The 18,509-nt window shown below is 52.9% G+C and carries 20 protein-coding genes, 1 tRNA gene, 1 rRNA gene and 1 other RNA gene; 10 read left to right on the forward strand and 13 right to left on the reverse strand.

All coding sequences use genetic code 11. The features are described from left to right. Positions 1 to 16: 16 nt before the first annotated feature. Positions 17 to 2,413: a heavy metal translocating P-type ATPase gene (locus IMZ38_RS01360; protein ID WP_193436410.1), complete on the forward strand. Its 2,397-nt coding sequence runs from the start codon at positions 17 to 19 to the stop codon at positions 2,411 to 2,413. A 5-nt stretch (positions 2,414 to 2,418) separates the two neighbouring features. Here IMZ38_RS01360 and pyk read toward each other — a convergent pair whose 3' ends face one another. Continuing rightward, on the reverse strand, positions 2,419 to 3,822 hold the full coding sequence (gene pyk, locus IMZ38_RS01365; protein WP_193436411.1) for a pyruvate kinase: 1,404 nt from the start codon (positions 3,820 to 3,822) through the stop codon (positions 2,419 to 2,421). 11 nt (positions 3,823 to 3,833) lie between these two features. Then, entirely contained in the window at positions 3,834 to 4,136 is a 303-nt protein-coding gene (locus tag IMZ38_RS01370) for a YunC family protein (RefSeq protein WP_193436412.1), read from the reverse strand. 67 nt (positions 4,137 to 4,203) lie between these two features. On the opposite strand from IMZ38_RS01370, the gene IMZ38_RS01375 reads away from it, so the two are divergent. Both IMZ38_RS01375 and IMZ38_RS01380 read left to right on the forward strand, forming a co-directional pair. Further along, positions 4,204 to 4,440 (forward strand): TIGR00304 family membrane protein, encoded by a 237-nt coding sequence (locus tag IMZ38_RS01375; RefSeq protein ID WP_193436413.1) that lies wholly within the window; start codon positions 4,204 to 4,206, stop codon positions 4,438 to 4,440. Then, complete coding sequence (locus IMZ38_RS01380) at positions 4,437 to 4,730, forward strand: hypothetical protein (protein ID WP_193436414.1); 294 nt, start codon at positions 4,437 to 4,439, stop codon at positions 4,728 to 4,730. Before IMZ38_RS01375 ends, IMZ38_RS01380 begins: the two co-directional genes overlap by 4 nt. Positions 4,731 to 4,759: 29 nt before the next feature. Here IMZ38_RS01380 and rrf read toward each other — a convergent pair. The 4 genes from rrf to map form a co-directional block, all read right to left on the reverse strand. Further along, positions 4,760 to 4,878, reverse strand: a 5S ribosomal RNA gene (gene rrf / locus IMZ38_RS01385). Positions 4,879 to 4,892: 14 nt separating this feature from the next. Continuing rightward, the gene (locus tag IMZ38_RS01390; protein WP_193436415.1) at positions 4,893 to 5,180 is read right to left on the reverse strand and encodes a hypothetical protein; all 288 of its coding nucleotides are present in this window, start codon (positions 5,178 to 5,180) and stop codon (positions 4,893 to 4,895) included. Then, complete coding sequence (locus IMZ38_RS01395) at positions 5,180 to 6,310, reverse strand: DUF1512 domain-containing protein (protein WP_227410893.1); 1,131 nt, start codon at positions 6,308 to 6,310, stop codon at positions 5,180 to 5,182. Before IMZ38_RS01395 ends, IMZ38_RS01390 begins: the two co-directional genes overlap by 1 nt. 28 nt (positions 6,311 to 6,338) lie before the next feature. Next, positions 6,339 to 7,241, reverse strand: a complete 903-nt coding sequence (gene map / locus IMZ38_RS01400; protein WP_193436416.1) for a type II methionyl aminopeptidase — start codon at positions 7,239 to 7,241, stop codon at positions 6,339 to 6,341. A gap of 70 nt (positions 7,242 to 7,311) precedes the next feature. On the opposite strand from map, the gene IMZ38_RS01405 reads away from it, so the two are divergent. The 3 genes from IMZ38_RS01405 to IMZ38_RS01415 all read left to right on the forward strand — a co-directional run bounded on the left by IMZ38_RS01405 (position 7,312) and on the right by IMZ38_RS01415 (position 9,433). Then, positions 7,312 to 7,998 (forward strand): metal-dependent hydrolase, encoded by a 687-nt coding sequence (locus tag IMZ38_RS01405; RefSeq protein ID WP_193436417.1) that lies wholly within the window; start codon positions 7,312 to 7,314, stop codon positions 7,996 to 7,998. A gap of 189 nt (positions 7,999 to 8,187) precedes the next feature. Next, positions 8,188 to 9,276 (forward strand): tyrosine--tRNA ligase, encoded by a 1,089-nt coding sequence (locus IMZ38_RS01410; protein ID WP_193436418.1) that lies wholly within the window; start codon positions 8,188 to 8,190, stop codon positions 9,274 to 9,276. Between the two features lie 51 nt (positions 9,277 to 9,327). Further along, positions 9,328 to 9,433: transfer RNA gene (locus IMZ38_RS01415), tRNA-Ala, on the forward strand. A 66-nt stretch (positions 9,434 to 9,499) separates the two neighbouring features. On the opposite strand, the gene IMZ38_RS01420 is transcribed toward IMZ38_RS01415, so the two are convergent. Further along, positions 9,500 to 9,763: an Lrp/AsnC ligand binding domain-containing protein gene (locus tag IMZ38_RS01420; protein WP_193436419.1), complete on the reverse strand. Its 264-nt coding sequence runs from the start codon at positions 9,761 to 9,763 to the stop codon at positions 9,500 to 9,502. A 109-nt stretch (positions 9,764 to 9,872) separates the two neighbouring features. Between IMZ38_RS01420 and IMZ38_RS01425 the strand changes: the two genes are divergently transcribed. Next, on the forward strand, positions 9,873 to 10,382 hold the full coding sequence (locus IMZ38_RS01425; protein WP_264409123.1) for a DUF367 family protein: 510 nt from the start codon (positions 9,873 to 9,875) through the stop codon (positions 10,380 to 10,382). Between the two features lie 2 nt (positions 10,383 to 10,384). Here the strand turns inward: IMZ38_RS01425 and rnpB are convergent. Further along, positions 10,385 to 10,698, reverse strand: an RNA gene (rnpB, locus tag IMZ38_RS01430) — RNase P RNA component. 41 nt (positions 10,699 to 10,739) lie between these two features. Then, positions 10,740 to 10,868, reverse strand: coding sequence for a hypothetical protein (locus IMZ38_RS07345; protein ID WP_264409062.1), 129 nt, complete (start codon positions 10,866 to 10,868; stop codon positions 10,740 to 10,742). A gap of 308 nt (positions 10,869 to 11,176) precedes the next feature. On the opposite strand from IMZ38_RS07345, the gene IMZ38_RS01435 reads away from it, so the two are divergent. Beyond that, a complete protein-coding gene (locus tag IMZ38_RS01435) occupies positions 11,177 to 11,440 on the forward strand; it encodes a DNA-binding protein (RefSeq protein WP_319637047.1) in 264 nt (87 codons plus the stop codon). On the opposite strand, the gene rgy is transcribed toward IMZ38_RS01435, so the two are convergent. Continuing rightward, complete coding sequence (gene rgy / locus IMZ38_RS01440; RefSeq protein WP_193436421.1) at positions 11,424 to 15,056, reverse strand: reverse gyrase; 3,633 nt, start codon at positions 15,054 to 15,056, stop codon at positions 11,424 to 11,426. The two genes, IMZ38_RS01435 and rgy, sit on opposite strands and share 17 nt — an antisense overlap. A 139-nt stretch (positions 15,057 to 15,195) precedes the next feature. On the opposite strand from rgy, the gene albA reads away from it, so the two are divergent. Both albA and IMZ38_RS01450 read left to right on the forward strand, forming a co-directional pair. Further along, positions 15,196 to 15,486 (forward strand): DNA-binding protein Alba, encoded by a 291-nt coding sequence (albA, locus tag IMZ38_RS01445; protein ID WP_193436422.1) that lies wholly within the window; start codon positions 15,196 to 15,198, stop codon positions 15,484 to 15,486. A gap of 65 nt (positions 15,487 to 15,551) precedes the next feature. Continuing rightward, positions 15,552 to 16,250: a hypothetical protein gene (locus IMZ38_RS01450; RefSeq protein WP_193436423.1), complete on the forward strand. Its 699-nt coding sequence runs from the start codon at positions 15,552 to 15,554 to the stop codon at positions 16,248 to 16,250. A gap of 20 nt (positions 16,251 to 16,270) precedes the next feature. Here the strand turns inward: IMZ38_RS01450 and IMZ38_RS01455 are convergent, their stop codons facing one another. From IMZ38_RS01455 to IMZ38_RS01465, 3 genes are read right to left on the reverse strand one after another with little or no spacing between them, the layout of a single operon-like run. Then, positions 16,271 to 17,923: a DEAD/DEAH box helicase gene (locus IMZ38_RS01455; protein ID WP_193436424.1), complete on the reverse strand. Its 1,653-nt coding sequence runs from the start codon at positions 17,921 to 17,923 to the stop codon at positions 16,271 to 16,273. Next, positions 17,920 to 18,180 (reverse strand): hypothetical protein, encoded by a 261-nt coding sequence (locus IMZ38_RS01460; protein ID WP_193436425.1) that lies wholly within the window; start codon positions 18,178 to 18,180, stop codon positions 17,920 to 17,922. Before IMZ38_RS01460 ends, IMZ38_RS01455 begins: the two co-directional genes overlap by 4 nt. Further along, entirely contained in the window at positions 18,158 to 18,349 is a 192-nt protein-coding gene (locus tag IMZ38_RS01465; protein ID WP_193436426.1) for a hypothetical protein, read from the reverse strand. The genes IMZ38_RS01460 and IMZ38_RS01465 overlap by 23 nt, the downstream gene beginning before the upstream one ends. Positions 18,350 to 18,509 lie beyond the last annotated feature (160 nt).

Genomic DNA, 18,509 nt, shown 5'->3' on the forward strand with positions numbered 1-18,509 from the left:
TGAAGGTGTTTAATCATTGAGAAGGACTAGGCTTAAGATCATAGGGATTGACTGCCCTAGTTGCGTATACGCTATTGAGAGAAGGTTGAGAAGCCTCGGCTGCGTCAGCAGTTTCAAGGTCGAGGTGAGCACTGGCGAGGCAGAGGTTGAGTATGATGATGAGAAGTGCCTTCTCAAGAATGTTTACGAAGCAGTAAGGGATGCTGGCTACGATGTCTACAAGGAGAAGATGTACTTCGACCTGAAAAGCCTCAGCGGCGAGGAGGCAGCATTGCTCGAGTCTAAGATAAGGGGTTTGCAAGGAGTTTTCGACGCAAAGATCTCCTTAACCGGGGTTGCAACAGTTGTCTACAACCCTTTGGAAACCACTCCCGAGGATGTTGCAAGCAGGCTGGTAGCATACGGGGCCAAGCCTTTAACCGCTGTTGCCGAGAAGTCTGTAAGCCTGGGCGAGAAAACCCTGCTGTACAGGAGGGTGGCCTCATTCATCATTGGCTTAACAGCTGTGTCACTCTCCATGTATTCAATGCTGAATGGGGGTGTTCAGGGCTGGGGCGCTGTAAGTGAAAAACTGCTCCTCCCCATGGCTGCAGCAGCCATTGTTCTCAACTACGATATTGTCGCAAGGGGTTTGAAATCCCTGTTAATGCTGATCCCGGTGATGGACTCCTTGATTGCTGTCTCAGTAATCTCAACGTTCACGGCCGGGGTGGCATCTACCATTGGGCTGATGCACCTGCACGGGGGTTTACACTCCTCATCATTCTTCGAAGCATCAGCCGGGGTCATAGGGTTCGTCGGGCTTGGGAAATACCTGGAGGAGAGGCTTCGGAGGAGAGCGTTTAAATCACTGGAGGAGCTTGCCTCGCTGCTACGGGGCAGTGTAAGAGTGGTGGTTGGAGACTCCGTTGTGGAAAAACCTGTTTCCCAGCTGGCCCCGGGGGAGGTTGTAGAGGTTAGGGCGGGCGAGATCATCCCTGTTGACGGAGTGGTTGTCGAGGGCTCCGGCTACGTGGACGAGTCAAGCTTCACAGGGGAGCCGGTTCCCCGCGCCAAGAAGGCTGAAAACAGGGATCCCGTTCTCGCAGGTAGTGTTTTAAACACGGGTTTCTTAAGGGTTAGGGCGACAAGGGTTGGCGGAGACCTTCTCATAGCACAGGTTATTGAAACAGTGAGGGAGGCTGAGTCCGTTAAACCGAGGCTGGCAAGGCTTGCCGATAAAATAGTTGGCTACTTCACATGGATCGTCCTAGGGCTTGCAGCGGCAACATTCTCCTACTGGAGCCTCCTAGCAGGGAATCTCCAGATGGGGGTGGTTTTTACAGCCGCGGTTTTAACTGTTGCATGCCCTTGCGCACTAGGTATTGCAACACCGCTCGTAGTCTCCATAGCTGTTTTAAAAGCTTCTAGAAGCGGTGTTTTAATCAGGGCTGGAGACGTCTTCGAGAAAATCCTAGGATCCAACACCATTGTTTTCGACAAGACAGGTACTCTAACCGTTGGGAAGCCGGCTGTGGTTAAAACACACCTGCTAGGCAACGCCGGGGTGGAGAGTGTTCTAAGAATGGCTTGCTCCGTTGAATCCCGGAGCGAGCACCCTCTCTCGCGAGCAATAGTTGAGAAGTGTGTTAGCGAGAAGGTAGAGTTCCCCGAGCCCGAGGAATATGTAAGCATCCCGGGTGAAGGGGTTTATGGCCTTGTCGAAGGCATAGGGGTTGCAGTAGGCAACCTGGAGCTGGCGGAGAGGCTTGGAGTACCGGTTAGCGAGAAAGCCTTGAGGCTTGTAGAGGAGGCAGGGGCAAGGGGGAACACCCCTGTCATGGTTTTCATAAACAATGAGGTGGAAGCCGTCTTGGAGATAGGGGATGTTGTGAAGGATGAAGCCGCCAGCGTTGTGCGCGCGTTGAAGGAGAGGGGTTTCAGAGTTGGCTTAGCCAGCGGGGATGTCGAGGCAAGCGTGAAGTATTACAGGGAAGCCCTAGGGCTCGACTTCGCCTACTGGGGGCTTAAGCCAAGGGATAAGGCTGACCTGGTGAGGGATATGCAGAGGAATGGTTTAAAAGTAGTTTTCGTGGGGGATGGGTTAAACGATGCCCCAGCCCTTGCCGTGGCCGATGTCGGCGTGGCAATGGGTAGCGGGGCCGATGTCTCCAAGGAGGCTGGTGACATAGTGGTTTTAAACAACAGCTTGAGAACGCTTACATTCCTGCTTGACTTCAGCAGGCTGGTTAAGAGAAAGATTGTTCAAAACATTGCATGGGCTTTCGCATACAACGTGGTGCTCATACCTTTAGCCATGGGGGTTCTTTACCTGAGCCACCGGCTTTTCATAACGCCGGAGATGGCGGCTGCCGCAATGATTTTAAGCGATGTAAGCGTTCTCGCTAACGCGCTTTCTGTTTTAAGGTCTTAGAAAGGCTACTTTACCTCCTCGATAATTATCTCGTGCACGCCGGTTCCTGATTTCACGTAGGCTTTAACCACGACATCCCCTATGTCGATAAGCCTCTTCTCCCTTACAACACGGTAGAGTTCTTCAACGCCTTTCTCGTAATCCATGTCTCCGCCCGCCCCGCCAAGGTTTACCGGTGTAAGCCCGTAGTAGATTGTTAAGGCTTCAGCAATCACCTTGGAGGATGTGCCAACGTAGACGGGGACAAGCGGCCTGTGCTTCGAGATAAGCGGGGGGACAGTGTTGCCTTTAGTGTAGACGAGTATTTTAGCGTTCAAGCTCTCAGCGAGTGACAGCAAGCCGTGCGCGTACTTCTCCATCAGTCCTGTCCCCACCCTTCTGGAGCGTTGCGGGATAGCAGGGTCGAGGCGGGACTCCGCGGTTTCAATAATCCTCCTAGTCCACTTCACGGTTTCAACAGGGTATTTGCCAACCGCGGTCTCATTCGTAAGCATGACCGCGTCAACCATGTCGTACACCGAGTTGTAAACGTCTACGACATCGCTTCTGCTGGGCCTCGGGTTTTCAATCATCGACTCCATCACCTGGGTTGCGACAATGCTGGGCTTGCCGAGGGAGTCGGCTACTGAGACAATGTTTTTCTGTATGAGAGGGATTTCTTCGAGCGGGAAGTGGAGCCCTAGGTCTCCCCTAGCCACTAGGACAGCGTCGGATGATTCAGCTATCTCCTTAAGGTTTAGATACGCTGACCTGGTCTCAATCTTAGCGATAACCCTGGGCTGGAAGCTCCTGCCCCTCAGCATGTTTCTAACAAGCTCCACATCCCTGGAGCTTCTGACATAGCTTAACGCAACATACGTCAGCTGGTTTGAAACAGCATGGTTCAACAGCTCCACATCCCTGCCGGAGAGCATGGGGAGGCTTATCTCCTTACCCTGGACAACGATCTTCTTCCGCGGCTTGACAACCCCGTCGTTTAAAACCAGTAGAGTTGATGAGTGCTCGTCAACGCTCAGCACTCTAAGAGATATCTCGCCGTCACCGTAGAGCACAACGTCGCCTGGCTCGAGGGATATGAAGAGCTCGCGCACCGGTACAGGAATAGTCCTCGCGCCCGAGCTCGTGGAAGCATGCTCCAGCCGGACCTGGTCGCCTCTGGTAACGCTGAACCCTTCGAAATCACCCGACCTCACCTGGGGCCCGGGCAGATCCCCTATCACGGATACGGTTTCACCTAGCTCTGCCGAGGCTTCTCTCACTATTTTAACGTAGAGATCCCATGTTCTCGCATCGCCATGGGCGTAGTTTATCCTGAAGCCTGATGCTCCTTCACGAATCATTCTCCTAACTGTTTCGAAATCCCCGCTGCTGGGTCCGAGGGTTGCAAGTATTTTAACCCTTGGCTTCAAGACCGCTCCTCTCACAACTGGTCGAGAACATCCTTAAGCCTAACCCCTTTCCTCAAACCCTTAGCCTCGGCCTTCGAGGTTGCCTCAGCAATCTCCTTCTCAAGCAACTCCTCAACCGAGCCTACCCCGGGTATTTTAACAGCCACCACACCCTTCTTCTCGGCTGCTGAAACATCGAGGAACCCGCACATGGCGAAGCCTGACTCACCCACTAGGAGGACCAGCGGGGGCGACCCTGGCAGGCTGACCTCGAGCCCCAGGTACTTCCTCCCGCCATGCCTCACCTCTTTCACACGGACTACTTCCCCAGCCATTTCTAAAACACCCTCATGAATCCATATTAGGTTGATTAGGGATTAAAGCATGCTGGGGCCGGCGGGGATGGCTGCTCTACAGCTGCTTTTAATCGGGCTGGTGTTGATTATCGCCGGGATCCTCGTCCTAGTCTACTCCATGATCAAGGAGGGCGGGGGGAGGGTTGAGGCCGGAGGGTTGATCATGATTGGCCCAATACCGATCCTGGTCGCAAGCTCGAGGAGGATAGGGCTTGCGCTCCTGCTGATAGCTGCCGCGGTGCTAGCTGTTTTAATAGTTTTCACAGCAGGGGTTGCTTCATGAGCCCTGGGAGGATAGGGCTTATACTAATAGCCCTCGGCTTTGCAGTAGTGCTAGCGGCCGCGGCGCTGTGGACGGGGTCCGGCGGCGGGGAAGCAGGGTTTGCGGGGTGCGTGATCATATTCTTCATACCGCTGTGCTGGGGTGTTGGAAGCCCCGGGATTATCAGTATCCTACTGTTAGCATTGATAGTTATCCTTGCTGTAGCAGTGCTCTTGAACATTTTCCTCGCAACCAGTGTGTTGAAACAGTTGAGGAAGCAGTCCCGGGATGAAGAAGCCTGGGAGGATTAGTGATTGAGCAAGCGGTAGGGAAGAGTGCCCGATCCCAGCTCAGGGCGGCTGCGAGGCCTCGCGGACCTCACTGCCACCCTGACGTGGCCGGCTTAACTTCCGGGTTCGATACGAGACCGGGTGTTGCCCGGCCACTATGGCCGGGTCGGGCACCTATCAATCCTAAGGATTACCGGGTTTTAAAATCTTTTCCTTCTCGACAGAGTAGATTCCCTCAACCCTTAACTCCCCGCCGCACTTAGGGCACTTGTCCTTGACGAGCCCTATGAAGTCGCCTGGCTCGAACTCTTTCTCAACGGAGAATCCGCATTTAGCACACTTCAACAGCTCCCTTGTAACATACTCCTTCTTCTTAGGCTTCTTGGTGAAGGTGTCTATTAGAAGGTAGGCTATCAGCAGTATGACGGCTATGATGAGGAATAAGCTGTAAACATCTATCCCGTCGGGCATTAGCCAGGCACCCCCATGGTGTTGCCTATCCCAGCCACGATCACTGTTGCCTTAGGCTTCGTCTCCTCCTCTATGATCTTGTCGACATATTTGAAAGCCTTGTAGCATGCTTCGAAAATCTCCTTCCTCATCACGGTTATAGCCTCCCTTAAATCCATCTTAACAACCAGGGCTCTCAACGGGATATTGTACTTGGAGGCAGCCCTCTCTATCGCTATCTTCTCAGGGCCTGGGTCGCCTATTGCTGCTCCAACACCCTCCGCCAGCGACCCTGTCTCCTCCCCCTCGAGCTTTAAAGCAGCGTCAATAGTTATGATCAAGTCCACATTACCCTTCAAGTCCTCGACAAGCTTGTTTAAAACAGCGCCCGGGTGTCCCACGTTGCTCCCGGGGCCCTCAGCTTTTATCACGAAAACCCTCCTATCCTTGTAGTACAGCTCTATAATGCTGGTTTCATCAACAACCTTTCTCGACACAACCTGCCCGTTCTCTATAAGCCTGTGAACCGTTAACGGGCCGGCAGCGTCACCTATTGGCTTCCCGGTTGAGAAGGCGTCGAGGGCTTCGTGATAAGTGTTGACAATCTTCATTATCATCGGCATCTGGAACTGGAGCTGCATTATAAGGATCCAGTTGTTCTCTCTTTCACCGGTTAGCAGGTAGTGCCTGACAATCTTGTAAATAGTGTTTAAAGCCCCGACTATTGAAAGGCTGGATTCGATCAGGGTTTTTTCATACCTTCCAACATGAGGGACTGTTGCCTCAACCATTCTCTTAACCGACTCATCAGTCGTCCTAACCAGGTGGTCAAGCCTCTTGATAATGTCTGTGGGCTCTATCTCAACAGGCTCGATGGTGAAGAAGTCTACAACCCTGTTTATCAGCACATCAGGGGCTGCTACCCCCAGGTTGCGCAGCATGTTCGCAACCCTCCGCCTATCCTCCTCTACAAGAGACATTATCACGTTAAGCTTAGTCCTGATATCCATGATCCATATCTTGGTCTGTATCTTCTGGTTTAAACCAGTAATTATGAGGAAGAAGAATATCAGCCATATCAGCTGCATGATCATTGAAGACGTGTCCCCGTCCATACCAGCCCACTCAGCACTCTTCTTAATCTCTAACACTATAGTCGTTTAAAAACATGTGTTAAAACTAGAGGGTGGATACTACAACCTCCTTCTCGAGAACTATGAAGGTGTGCTCGAACTGTGATACGAGCCCGCCCTCTCTTTCAACCAGGACAGGGTAGGCTGTGAGTAAGTGGTTCCTCTCCATCAAAGCCAGCAACCCCTTCAACCCCTCAGCCGAGGATGCGAGGTTCAAATACCATCTCTCAGCGAACGGGAGGGTTCTCCTCTCACCGTAGATTTGATCGTAGAGCTTGAGAGCCTGCGGGGGGAGCCTCCCACGCTTTCCCTGCTTGAGAGCGTAGATTGTTTTCAAGCTTACATCCTTAACCAGCCCAGCCCCGTTGGTTGCGAAAGGCTCCACAGCGTAAACCCCTTGATCCAGCTTAAACCTTGCGAACAAGTCGTTGAAGTTTGGAATGCTCACGCCTGCGTGAATAGTGTAGGCTGATATGCTGTGGCCGCTCAGGTTCTTTACCGGCTTAAACCCGTAGCTCCTTATAGTGTCCTCGACAACCCTCCCGATCTCGGAAGCCTTAACCCCGGGCTTGAAAACCTCGACAACTCTTTCAAGAGCTCTCCGAGCAGCCTCAACCAGCCCCTCCATAGCCGGGTTGAAGCAGACTGTTGTAGCGGTGTCGGCTATGTAGCCGTCCACGTGAACCCCTATGTCTATTTTAACCACGGAGTTGTCGGGGATTACGGAGGGGTCGTTTGGGACAGGGGTGTAGTGTGCTGCGACCTCGTTGACGCCTATGTTGATCGGGAATGCGGGGGAACCCCCCAGTTCCCTTATCATCCTCTCCAAGTGCTCCGCAACATCCGTGAACCTGGCCCCAGGCTTCACAACCCTGTGAGCCTCCTCCCTAACCCTCTTCGCTATCTCGCCAGCCTTCAAAAGCTTCGCAAGCTCGTCATCCGAAACCATTGGGCTCAAACCCTTTCTAGACATAAAGCTTTTTCCAAGTATTAAACAATATAGATTAATGGTGGGTTGAATGGGTATTGTAAAGTATCTTGGACACAGCTTCTTCGAAATAGTGTTAACCGGGCTGGACGATGCTGTTAAGACCGTGCTGATCGACCCCTGGATTGAAAACCCGTTGAGCCCTGTAAAACCATCCGAGTACTCGGAGAGAAGGATAGACTACATCATCGTGACCCATGATCACGGGGACCACCTGGGCAATGCTATAGAGGTAGCGGGGCACACGGGGGCTCCGATAGTGGGTGTTTACGAGATAGCTCTTTACGCTCAGGAGCAAGGTGTTAAAGCAATCGGCGGTAATATTGGAGGGGCCCTCGCAATCCCGGATGTTGAGATAGTGTTGACGCCCGCGCTCCACAGTAGCAACCGGGGGGTTCCAGTCGGGGTTGTCGTCAAGGGCAGGGACCTAACCATCTACCACGCAGGCGACACAGGGCTGTTCAGCGAGATGGAGCTCATAGGGGAGCTTTACAGCCCTGACATAGCCCTGCTCCCGATAGGCGGACACTTCACAATGGGGGTGCGGGAGGCTGTTAAAGCAGTGGAGTTGTTGAAGCCTAAGTACGCTATACCAATGCACTACAACACGTTCCCGCTGATAAAAGCAGACCCCCAGGTTTTCAAGCAGCTTGTCGAGTCTAAAACCAGCACTAAAGTAGTAGTGTTGAAGCCGGGGGAGGTTTTCGCATACCCTTAGCGAGCACGGCTTGTTGAAAGAGTTAATAGGTTTTTAAGCAATAATCTTAAACAACAGCCCCGCTCCCACCTTTAAGAGCCCGTGGAAGCCGAGCCGTACGGCCTCGATGACCACGGGTGTTAGGGGTGGGGGACATGTTCCTGTTTAAATAAAACCTGGTTGCTAATACTTGTTTATAAGGTGTCGCGCGTGAACGTGGATGAGAGGTTAAGGCTTGCTACAAGGAATACTTCCGAAGTAGTAACAGTGGAGGAGTTGAGAAAGGTTTTCGAGGAGAAGGAGAAGCCGAAAGGCTACCTCGGGTTCGAGCCAAGCGGCCTCGTCCATGTTGGATGGCTTGTCTGGATGTTCAAGGTGAGAGACCTCGTTGAAGCCGGGGTCGACTTCTACCTGCTCGAGGCAACCTGGCACGCATACATCAACGACAAGCTCGGGGGGAACCTTGAGCTCATCAGGAAGGCTGCCAGGTACACTAGGATAGTGCTGGAGGCTATTGGCGTGCCTGAGGGAAGGGTTAAGTATGTTGACGCTGAGGACTTGGCCAGCGACAAGGACTACTGGGGCCTCCTACTCAAATCCGCTAAGCAGGTCAGCCTCGCAAGGGTTAAGAGGGCTTTAACCATCATGGGGAGGAGGGTTGATGAAGGGGAGACGGATTTCTCCAAGCTGATATACCCGTTAATGCAGGTTACAGACATCTTCTACCTCGACCTCGACATAGCCGTGGGCGGGACGGATCAGAGGAAGGCTCACATGCTTACAAGGGATATCGCGGAGAAGCTGGGGCTTAAGAAGCCTGTGGCCATACACACCCCTATAATAACCGGGCTACAGGGCCCGGGAGGGAGGATGGAGAGCGGGCTTGAGGCTGACGAGCTCGCTGCTGAGGCGAAGATGAGTAAGAGCAAGCCGGAGACAGCTATCTTCGTCCACGAGGATGCTGAGGCTGTTGAAGCCAAGATCATGAAGGCTTACTGTCCTCCAAGGATCACGGAGCTCAACCCTGTGTTGGAGATTAACAAGTACCTGCTGTTCCAGCAGCCGGGCTTCACCCTCGTTATTGAGAGGCCGGAGAAGTACGGGGGAACCATCACTGTTGAAGACTACTCGGTACTGGAGAAGCTTTACGCTGAAGGAAAGATACACCCGCTGGACTTGAAGAAGGCTACAGCATCAGCCTTGAACAAGCTTCTCGACAATGTTAGGAGGAGGATAAGCAGCGACCCGGGCGCTAGGAGCCTCCTGGAGGAGTTGAAGACTGCTAAGGTAACCAGGTAGCCCTGCCTACCCACATTTAAAACCCCTGTTAAATTATATTTCAGTTTTAGAGGGCCGGTAGCTCAGCCTGGAAGAGCGCCGCCCTTGCATGGCCTAAGGGGGCGCTACCGAGGTCGAGGAGAGGCGGAGGACCCGGGTTCAAATCCCGGCCGGTCCACTAACCACTTCTAACCATCCTGCCAGGGTTTCGGAGAAGTGGGATTTAAAAAAAACTTGTGATTAACTAGTGGCTGGGGGAGGATTTAATCCTCTCCTCTACAACGATCATTGTAACCGTTGTCCTTATGTCCGGGAGCCTCCTAACATGGTTTGTAACGATCTCCCTTATCTTCTCCAACGCCTCAGCCTCTATCTTAACCACGACATCGTATGTGCCGTAGACGACGTATGCTTCCTTAACCTCGGGCATCTTGTAGAGCTCGTCTAAAACCTTGGACTCAGCGCCAATCTCTGTCTGTATCAGTACTATTGCCGCTGACTTCGCCATTCTCCCACCATGTTAATACTAGTCAACCCTGTATAATAAATATTTCTATTAAGATTTAAACCATTAATTTGGGATTAACCATAGTGATGAACGGTGGTGCAGGATCAGGATTTACGCTATAATATATTATGAGGATGACCCAGTTAAAAACACAGCGCTGAAAATGGTTAAAGCAGGGCTGGCAAGGCTTGTTGACCACGGTTTCGCAAGGCGGGGGCTAGTCGTGCTGGATCCTTTCAGCCCTGAATACCTAGGGCCCTGGGACAGGGGGCTGGTCGAGGAGAAGGGCGTCCTTGTCTTGGACGCTAGCTGGAGGCTTCTAACCCCTGATAAGTTTAAAAAACTCCCCGGAGCCCACGTCAAGCTCCCGCCCCTCCTCCCCGGCAACCCTGTAAACTATGGGAAGCCCTGCATGCTGTCAAGCATTGAAGCCGTCGCAGCCGCAGCATACATAACAGGCTTCACGGAAACCTATGAGAAGCTCCTCGGCCTCTACAAGTGGATGAGCACCTTCCACAGCCTCAACACCGAGCTGCTGGAGTCGTGCTCGAAAGCAGGGAGCAGGGAGGAGCTGGTCAGGGTAATCCGGGAGTACTGGGGGGATAGCCCGCCATGCTAGGAGGGGCCGGGCCGTAACCCGCGTTCTGTTAAGCCCGTATTCGTCTAAGCGGCCTACACCGGTCGCGTGGCCCTCACACCGGGATCAGGCCTTGCACCGTGCGGGGCGGCCGTTTCAACGCGTCCGCAACCGTCCTCAACGGTTTAAAACCCCCGTCACCAGGGGCCCGTCCGCATCATCGCCACCCAGCTGCGGCCGTACCGTTTCTGTGCCGTTGCCACGGGGACTACCCGTGCCCCTTACGGGGCCGCACTGCCACGGGGTGCGCGGAGTTTCCTCACCTCCAAACGGAGGCGTCAACGGGCCGCCCAGCCCCCTGATTACATTTTTGATAAACCTCCCTATAATCTTCAACCTCTATGAAACCGGGGGGTTCACCGGGAACCCTTCGACTGGACCGCCTGGGACCTTCGCCTTATCCAATGCTGGAAACTCCCCGGTTTTACGGGAAAGCTTCAAATGGAGAAACTGGAAACAACTGGTCAACCCCACACCCCTATGTTTCAAATGCATATTTTGAAATTTAGAAACATTTTTTCCAACTGAAATAAGAAAATATTTGTATAATGATTATATTATTTTTGTCTAATAATTCTATTTTACTTTAACTGATTCTTCATGATTTATTTCTTAATTGTAGAGTAGAAGTTGAGGGGTGGGTGAGTAATAGTTGAGGTAGCATAGGAAAACTCCCCAGTTCTACCCTTCGGTTTCAACTGAATCGCCTCCACCCTGTGCCGGCGAGGGCAATATTTAATAGTAAATCCATATGTCTATTGTTAATGGTGGGGATTGTGGAAGAGGCTAGGTTGGTGAACATTGGTGCTAAGCCGGTTGAGGATTACGTGTTTGAAACCATCCTAATGTTCCAGGAAGGTAGCAGCACTGTTGTGTTGAAGGGTAGCGGTGGCTTCGTAAGCAAGGCTGTCGACGTCTACAACGCCCTTGTCTCAAGGCTTGGGGATAGTGTTGAGCTGGTTAAGGTTGATATTGGGAGTGACAGGTTTAAGGGGAGGTTTAAGTCATTCATAGCTATTACTGTTAGGAAAAAGTACTGAGGGTTTTAACAGGCATCAAGCTCCTCGTGCTGAGAGACTGCATTAAATCAATTATCACTTCGGCAGCGCTTAAGCGGCCCGTGGAAATCTCATCTATCAGCTCCTCCATCCTCCTGGTAAGCTCGACGGAAGTCAGGTCCGGGTAGGCTGTTGAAACATAGTTGTAAACCATTATCCCCGTCTTAGTCGGTATCAGCTTAAGCTTCTTCCTCGACTTGACAATGTAGCCGTGCTTCTCAATGCTGGATATTATCTTGGAGTAGGTGCTCGGCCTGCCAATACCTGTCTTCTTCATCAAGGCTACAAGGTCTCCCTCACTGTAGAGGAATGTTCTGCTGGAGATCGACGTTTTAACCTGCTTCACCAGGACCTCGGCTTCCCGAACGTTCTCGAGTCCGCCGTGGGTTTTAACGCCTGCGACAAGGTTGAACCCATCCTCAACTATCCTGGTGTAAACCTCCATGGCTCCCAGCGCAGTATTGTTAACCCAGAGGGTGAACCTGGATTTAACCGCTTTGAAAGGCTTCATCTGGCTTGCCACGAATCTTTTGAAAATCATGTCGTAGAGGCTGTAGTGGAGGCCTGTTAAGGGAATCGTTAACGGTATCAACCCTTCCGTGAAAGCCTTCATCAAGTCATCGGTATCGTAAGGGTAGACAGGCCTTATTGCTTCATGAGCCCCGGGCTCCCCCCAGTGGCTCGGCCTGTGAAGGCTTTTCAAATTCTTCGCGGCAAGGTATTTCGAAGCTATTGAAACCCCTGTCGCGCTCACGTACTTGCTGTCTGTTCTATGATACGTTATCAAGCCTGCCTCGAACAATTCCTGAGCAATCTTCATTGCAAGGCTGACCGGGATCCCTCTCCTGGCAGCGTCAACCAGGAATTCATCGGTCGTGTAGGGGGGTTTCGGAGAAACCTCGACAACCTCCTCGCCCTCTTTCCGCAGCAGTATTTTCCCAGCTTTCCCAACCTCTTCGGCCAGGCTTGAATCCTTGTCAACGCAGACCGAGTACTTGGTGTTCAAGGGCTCGCCTAGTTCGAGCTCAATCTTCCTGCACTTCCCCTCAACATACTCCCTGTATCTCTGGATAATCATTCCCAGCACAGGGGTTTGAACCCTGCCCGCCCCCAGGTATTTCTTCCCAAACCTTGACCACAGGTCCTGGCTGAGGCTGAACCCTACCAGCCTGTCAAGGCTCCTCCTGTAGATCTCAGCGAGAACCCTGTTCCTGTCTACACCTCTCTTCCTCTCAAGGGATTTGAGAAACTCCTGCAGGGTTATCTCGTGGAGCTCAATCCTCCACACGTTGCTGTTAACGGGGAGTACTGAGAGGTAGACATCGTAGGCTATTTTCTCCCCTTCGACATCAGGGTCTGTTGCAATCAACACCTCGTCAACCTCGCCCGCGAGCTTTCTCAACGCGTTTACAACGTTCTTCTGGTCCGAGAAAACCCCGCTGCCGCACCTGGGGCATGAAGCCTCATGGGTGAACTGTGTCCCGCACACCCTGCACCTCTTAATGGTTTCGTAAACCGGTGCTACCAGCCCGTTTTCAACAACGATCCCGTAGTTGTCGATGGAGGGATCGGTGGTTAAATCGTAAAGGTGGCCCCGGGTAGCCGTTATGTTCAAGTCGATTATTTCCCCGCCAATCTTCACGGGGATTTCGTAAGCGTTAACATCCCCTATCCTCCTCGACACGGGCTTCCCGAAGAATCTCGCTATCGTCTTAGCCTTCGTCGGGGATTCTACAACGATTAGCACGCTCCTGTACTTTAAAGCCCACTCCCCGCTCCTTGTTCTCGTCGACTCAGCTGCTTTTTTCTCAGCGGAGAGGTCGAGCTCCCCGAGCTGTTTAAACCCGAGGTCCTTGTTGATCATTCTGAGCTTCAGCTCCAGGCCTTTCACAAGGTTTGATAGGAGGGGTGCTTCAACGATGAGGGATAGGCCGTGGGTCATCCTGCCGCCGTAGAGCCTGCTCACCCTTCCACTGGCCTGGATATAGGTCATAGCGTCCGGGATCACTGCAAGGTAGGCGTCCCCGTTTTTCAAGAGGGTTATGGATCCTGCTTCCAGGACCGTGTTAGCGTCCAGGTATTCCTCCACCTCCTTAACTGTCTCGATGTAGAGGGTTTTCAACTCAACATACTTGCTGTAGAGCTTCTCATGGGGTTTAACAGCCTCCTCAGGGATCTTACCGGTTAGCACGTTACGTAGCAGCCTTGTCTCGCCCGGCGATAAGTAGTATACTAGTCTTCTAACAGTGTAAGCCCTCTCCCTTAGTGATTTAACACTGGTTTTCTCAGCAAGCTCTATCAGGATTCTCGCAAGCATGTTCGGGTTTGAGAGAAAAGACTCCAGGCTCACCGTGAAGACAGGTGTTCCAAGGAAGACAACATACTTTATGCTCTGGGGAGCGTCTATTCCTCTGACGCTGGACCCGTAGTAGCTCGCGCTCCCTATTAAAACATCAACCTGCCCGCCCACCATCTTCAAAATATTGGCAGGGGTTGCATCAGCTGTTTTGAAACCCTCCTTCTCGAGAATTTCTCGGAGATCCTCGGAGAGCTTAACCAGTTGCTGCTTGAACGGGTGCCTGGGGGATATGTAGATCACGCACCCGGGGCCCAGGGCTTTAACCAGCGTGGCAAGCTCCCCCGCGGCCTCGCCCGGGCTCCTTAGCAGGTAGGAGTCCGTTACATCCCTCCCGTAAATGGTTATCCCTGAAACATCCACCTGCAACAGGTCCTTGAGGATCCTTCCCATCACCCCTTTAATCCTCCCGGTGGCCGAGGCAACGATGAGCTGCCTCCTCTTCAACGTTCTCAGGGATGACTCAATCCTGGCGTCGAGCTCCAGGTACTCCTTGACAATGCTGGAGTAGGATTCCTCATTGTTCAAGCTCTTGTTAACCATGAGCTTCCACAGGAGCTGCAGCCTCTTCTTCGCCAGCTGGACAACCTCCTCGCTGAAGCCTAGGAGGTAGAGTAGTCTCAGAATATTCTTCTCACTCCTCAGCAAGCTATCCACGTCGTCAACGATGACGATGTCGAACTCGTGCCTGCTGAGAAGGTCGAAGTTTCTTCCAAGGAAGCTGTTGGTTATCACGAGTATTTTAAAATCTCCTTTAACAATCCTCTCCAGGACTGCCTGCTTCTTCTTCCTCGACAGGCCTGAGTCGTAGAAAACGGCTTCCCCGCCGCCGTCCCCGGTTATCCTAGCATGTATTTGCTTGCCCAGGGCTCTTGTCGGGGTTATGTACAGGATTCTCTTACCCCTGCTGCTGGCGAACACGGCGTAAGCAATGAGGAGCGTGGTCTTCCCCATGCCGGTGGGGGCTATTAACACAGTGTTCTCGCCTGACAGTATCCTCTTAACCCATGTCTTCTGAGCCCCCCAGGGTGTAAGCCCCCTGGTTACTGTTTTGAAAAACTCTTCGAAATCCCCTACCTCATCCTCGATAATCCTGCTCAGGGTGAAAACGTTGAGGGATGAGTCTAGGCTGCTCCTGCACCTCGGGCACTTCCCATGCTCTTCAACATCTCTCGAAGTTAAGTCTCCACCGCAGACAGGGCAGGAGTTCCTGTACAACGGGTTTAAAGCAATCGTCAACATTCATCCTCGGTATTCAAATCCGTTGCGCGGGATTGTTTTAAAAGAAGGGGTGGTGTATTACCCTGCGGGGAAAAGGTTTTTATAGTAGCAGATTAATCATATTTCTAACCAGTAAAACAAAATCCATAGGGTGTGAAATATGGCGCAACCCCAGAGTGCAAACACAGTCTTAGTTGGGAAGAAACCCGTAATGAACTACGTGATAGCCGTACTAACCCTGGTACACCAGGGTGTTAGAGAGGTATACATCAAGGCCCGCGGAAGAGCCATCAGCAAGGCTGTCGACACGGTCGAAATCATCAGGAACAGGTTCCTGCCTGGTAAAGTAGACGTTGAGGACATCAAGATCGGCAGTCAAACAGTGACCAACCCGCAGGGCAAGGAGACCAGGGTCAGCATCATCGAGGTTAAGCTGAGGATTAAGGAGTAAACGGGTTTGAAACAGCAAGCAGGGTTTTTCTAGAATATTTCCATCAATCACAACCCTTCTACCGGTTGCCCGAGATGCCAAGGGTTCCAAGGAGCTCGCTCCTGGTGGAAGCTTTCAGCCTTGAAACACAGGTTTTCACAAGCTTCCTCGAACAGCTTTCCGGAAGCGGGTTCGAGGAGTTATACGTTACGCGTAGGCCAGGCTACACTTACGTTGTTGTTAACGGGGAGGTTGTTCAAGTAGCAGTAGCCCCGTTCACCCTCGTGTTCCCTCCAGACCGCTCCGAACAGGCCGGGGCGGTGGCGGGGAGGTATGGGCTACCACGCTACGTCACCCACAAGGATACCTGGCTGGAGTACAGCCTCGTCAACGCTTCAAGCCTTGCGAGCACCCTCCGAGGCCTCCTATCCATCAGGGAGCAAGGGGTTTTGAAGGTTTCAGACTGGCTTGTAACTGTTTCCAGCCCCGGGCCGGCCTGCGGGGAGCTGGTGGCCGTGGGCCAGGTTTACACCAGCCTGGGCGGCCTTGTAGGGCATCACGACCTCTTCGACCCGGCTGTGAGGGAGGCTTCGAGCGAGGGTAGGGAGGGGTGTTTCACACCGGTTATTGTTGCCGTCGGCCCCGGCGGGGCTGAGCCTGTTGTCCAGGCATGTTTCGAGGAGAGGAAGATGGTTGTGAAACCCCCTGGAACCGGGGAGTGCCCAGGGTTCTGGAGGATTATTCACTGGCTCCTCATTGATGTTTCAGCAGGCTCAGCCGATTAAAAAAGTGTCCTCGCCTGAGCTCACTCCTGGTTGAAAGCCTCGTCGAAGTCTAGGGTGGAGGTCTTCCTCCTCCTGGACTGGTATTCCTCAGGGGTTTTTTCCAACACTATCTCGTAGAGCCGGGCCTCCTCACCCCCTGGTTTCGGCCTCAGGAGTCTTCCAAGCCTCTGGATGAACTGCCTCCTTGAACCTGTGCCCGACACCATTACCCCTACGTTAGCGTCAGGTATGTCGAGGCCTTCATCCCCGACCGTGGTGACCACGAGTATTCCCTTGGAGGCTGTTTTGAACTCTTCAAGTATTCTCTTACGCTCGAGCGGGGGGACTTCGCCTGTTAACAAGTATGCTCCAAGCCTTTTACTCAGCTCCTCCGCCTGCTCCACGTACTGGGTGAACACGATTATCTTACCGCCCTTCTCCAGCTCGCTCCGGGCTATTTCAACAGCCTTCTCCAGCTTGCTCTCCGACTTGGCTAGGAGCATTTTCATCTGGCTGTGTATTCTCAAAGCCTCCCTAGCCCTTTGATCACCTCTTAGCGCGTCCTCCAGCACCTTCTTGAAATCCCTCCCGTTAGCCAGCTTGAAGTAGAGCTTCCTGAGAGAGTTGTACTGCTCGAGCTCATCCTTCTTCAACCCTACTTTAACGGTTACGACGCGGTAGCGTGCCAGGAACCCTGTTGCAGCCAGCTCCGCGGGTGTTTTATGGTACACTATCCCTCCCAGCAGGGGGAACAGCTCCTCGTGCTTCCCATCCTCCCTGTAAGGGGTTGCGGATAAGCCTAGCCTGTACTTGGCTATGCTGTGAACCGCGATGTGCTTGAACTTCTCCGCCGGGAGGTGGTGGACCTCGTCAACTATTAGGAGGTCGAACAAGGGGGAGATCTCGCTTATCACTCTGAAACCGCTCTGATAGGTTATAATGGTTATAGGGGCAAGCCTCTTCTCATCACTGTACATGAGGCCGATCATTGACTGCGGGATGTTCGTCGATTTAACTATTACATCCCTCCACTGGAACATCTGCTCCCTGGTGTAGGTTATTATCAGGCTCCTCCTCCCGGTTAAAACAACCGCTGAAACCCCGATCAAAGTCTTCCCGGAGCCTGTTGGGAGGGCTACAATCCCCTGGTAGTTGTTGCTCCTCCACTTTTCCAGCGCCTCCTGCTGGTAGCTCCTGAGCGAGACGTTGACCAGCTCCGGCTTCAACGGGAGGAGCTTATCCTCGAGAAGCCTCCCAGGATCCCTAACCTCCAAGCCCAGCTCCGACAGCTTGGAGTAGGCGGTGTGCAGCTTGTAGGGCGGGATCCTGTAGACTATTCCAGTATCGCTGGACGCAGCCCTCCTAGCGCCCAGCTCGGAGAGGAATGCTCTTGCCTTGTTGAAAACAGGCCATGGAATGTACAGCTTAACATAGCCTGTGAGGCTGTCCCACTCCAGCACGGGGGTGTAGGGCTGGAAGGCAGCCTCCAGCTCGTCCAGGCTTCCCTCAAGCTCCAGCTGGTACTCTTTGATCAGCTCCACAACATCCCTGTACGAGTACCCGTTGCGGACGGCTTTCTCAGGGTTGAGGATGAACCTTCTCTCACCTCCACCGCCGCCCTGGTACTCGGCAATCCTCAGTATTTCCCTGAAGGCTTCATCACTAATCCATTTACGAGTCTTCAAAACTATCATGCCCCATCCTCCTCGAACAGCATCGCCTCCTCGGGCTCCGGGAGCTCCACGAAAGTGTTCGCAAGCCCCGTGTCCCTGCAGGCGAGCCCGTAGACACTGGGCCAGCTGCTCCTGCCGATGTAGAGTTCAACGCTTCCTCCAAAGCTCCGTATGGTCTCCGTGTATTTTAAAAACCAGGTTGTCTTCTCGTCGAGCGGTGTTTCAGGCGGGAGCTTTACCAGGAGACCCTCGGGCTCAACCATGTATGAATCGTTCACCAGGACCAGCCTCAGCAGGATGCACAGGCTTATGCCGCTGCACTCCCCGCAGGCCTTTGCGTAGGTTCTCCCGAGGGCTAGGGCTTGCGACGCAGCCTCCTCCAGCAGGCCCCGGGGGATCCCGAGCCTCAGCAGCTTCTCGTTGAAGACGAACTCTATGATTGTTCACCGCTCCATGTTTTCAAGACACTAGTACAGTATTAAAGCTGTTTATCCTTAAAGACCGTGGAGTGTTCAGAAGGAAGGTCGGCGCGTGGGTTTCTCCTCACCTATCAGTACTTAAAACCCCTCTCATCCCTGTGTATTTAAATTTTTATTTAAGTATTTTA

It is taken from the genome of Thermosphaera aggregans, from assembly GCF_014962245.1.
GTDB classification, from domain to species: domain Archaea; phylum Thermoproteota; class Thermoprotei_A; order Sulfolobales; family Desulfurococcaceae; genus Thermosphaera; species Thermosphaera chiliense.